The sequence below is a fragment of the Novacetimonas hansenii JCM 7643 genome, from assembly GCF_000964405.1.
Taxonomy (GTDB): domain Bacteria; phylum Pseudomonadota; class Alphaproteobacteria; order Acetobacterales; family Acetobacteraceae; genus Novacetimonas; species Novacetimonas hansenii.
In genome coordinates this window covers 1-1874 of the sequence record NZ_BANE01000257.1, presented here as the reverse complement: position 1 = coordinate 1874, position 1874 = coordinate 1, and the positions used below count along the sequence as shown (strand labels likewise).

At 51.0% G+C, this 1874-nt stretch carries 3 protein-coding genes; 1 reads left to right on the top strand and 2 read right to left on the bottom strand.

All coding sequences use genetic code 11. From position 1 onward, the window contains the following. Window positions 1-621 (top strand): hypothetical protein (locus B7G66_RS14260; protein ID WP_206778203.1); only part of this gene is annotated, 621 nt, incomplete at its 5' end. A 277-nt stretch (window positions 622-898) separates the two neighbouring features. Here B7G66_RS14260 and B7G66_RS14255 read toward each other — a convergent pair. Next, window positions 899-1102, bottom strand: a complete 204-nt coding sequence (locus B7G66_RS14255; RefSeq protein WP_141313142.1) for a hypothetical protein — start codon at window positions 1100-1102, stop codon at window positions 899-901. Between the two features lie 362 nt (window positions 1103-1464). Beyond that, a partial coding sequence (locus B7G66_RS14250) for a transposase (RefSeq protein WP_048859315.1) occupies window positions 1465-1874 on the bottom strand: 410 nt, incomplete at its 5' end.

Genomic DNA, 1874 nt, shown 5'->3' with positions numbered 1-1874 from the left:
ACAGGTCGCCTGATTCAGACCCGTGGTCCTCCCCGGATGCTTACTGATCCTGAAGGTTTTGACATTCTCAAAGAAGCCTCCCTTCGTTGGGCGTCACAATTGGCGAGGTCACCTAGCTTCGAAGGCTTGTTCTCAAAAAATTCTGTGACCCCTATCGAGATACTCAACATTCTGGTTAGTCTTCAACAATTTGGGGGCGATGGGCAACTGGAGCACGAGCTGATCTCGCTCGCCAAACTAGACAGAAAGAGCCAAGGTTATTTCGAGTTGGTCGTAAAGCTATTCATCTATGGTGATCGACCGGAGTTCGCTGTCCAGAGGAACGAAATTTGGGATTTCATCTGTAAGCGAATTTCGTCAGAGAAGCACCTGAATAGGGATTCTGAAGCAGTTCACTTGTTGCTGGACACCCTCGCTTGTCCTTATCTGGATAGGTCCAAGAGAGCTAAGTTGCTTCGGGCTTCATGGAACAGGATTGGCGCGAACTCCGGAAGCATTACTGTTGCCGAGGCCGAAGCGCTTATCAACGAAATCCAACAGCAGCATTGGTTTGTTCGCTGGGATGGTATCGACCTATTGAACATGATCGAAAAGAAAGAATTGAGTAGCGTCTACGCCTAGGATACCTTGAAGTCGGGTGCCAGCTACGTTTTGCCGCGACACGTTTTGCGGTACAGACAGGCGATCAAACTGCGGTGTTCAGCCTCGCGTTGAACACATGAATCGTACAGTTCGCGCAAGAGATCGTCTTGAGCAGCAATGCACACACTTACTGTGGCTGGCATCCAAAAAATCAGTTCCTCAGTGTTTGCTCATAATAATACGGCTGCGGTATCTCGCCCCACCGAATGACCGGCAGCAAGGGGCCGATCAGTGGTTTTTGCTTGTGCTAATCAGATTAGTCAGGGCTGCGGGGAGACGCAGCCCTGACATTTAGGATGAGGCAGGCGGAACCAGCCGCCATCACACTAACGCTCATCGACACGGCGATCTCAATAAATTGAGCGATGTATCGTTGATAGAAGCGTATGCGCTTTGTTGCTTTGTTGTTCTCACAAGTCTCGGTCTTCTCTTCACGGACTTCTTTACTGCTTTTTTTCATCTTCATTCCTCCTTTAATTGATTCTCCGAGCAAGCTCAAAAAGGTTAAAAAATTTATGACGATGAGCAGTGTGATGACAGCAATTGGAATCGAACCCGCAACTCCTCCGAAGGCCAATCTTGTTGATAGGATACAAAGAAGAACGACGGAAGACAAGTCGCGTGAGGATGACGACTTAGGATGAGCCGCAACGCAGCATCGTGATCCTCGGGCAAGGTCGGCTTTGGGCCGGATCCTTCACAGGTGCACGCGGCGCGACAGTCAGGGTGATATTCCGCGTCAGTTTGGGTGAGACGCCGTGGCGGTTTTACGGTGACGGGGTGGTTCGCTCGTGATCGAGTATCTTATACTAACGGTTATAGTCACTGACCTGTGTGAGCCCACTTTCTGAGACCGATGGAGCGGATGGTTTGCGGCAGTGCAGAGAGATTGTTCCAGGCTGAGTATGCGGCATCGATGATATGATTGATATCTTCGAAGACGGTATTGGACAGCCAGTTGGCGCGGAGGAACTGCCAGACGTTTTCGACTGGGTTCAGTTCGGGAGCGCGTGATGGAAGGAAGATCAGACTGACATTTTTCGGCAGTCTGATTTTTCCAGTCGTATGCCATGGTGCCCGATCGAGAAGGAGGACAGCATGGGCTCCGCGGGCGACACAACGCGCAATTTCGTCGAGATGCAATTGCATGCTGTCAGTGCCGATAAACGGGAGCGCGAGGCCTGCAGCGTAAGCATCCGGTAAAAGCCGCCTTGTAGACTGATAGGACCGGG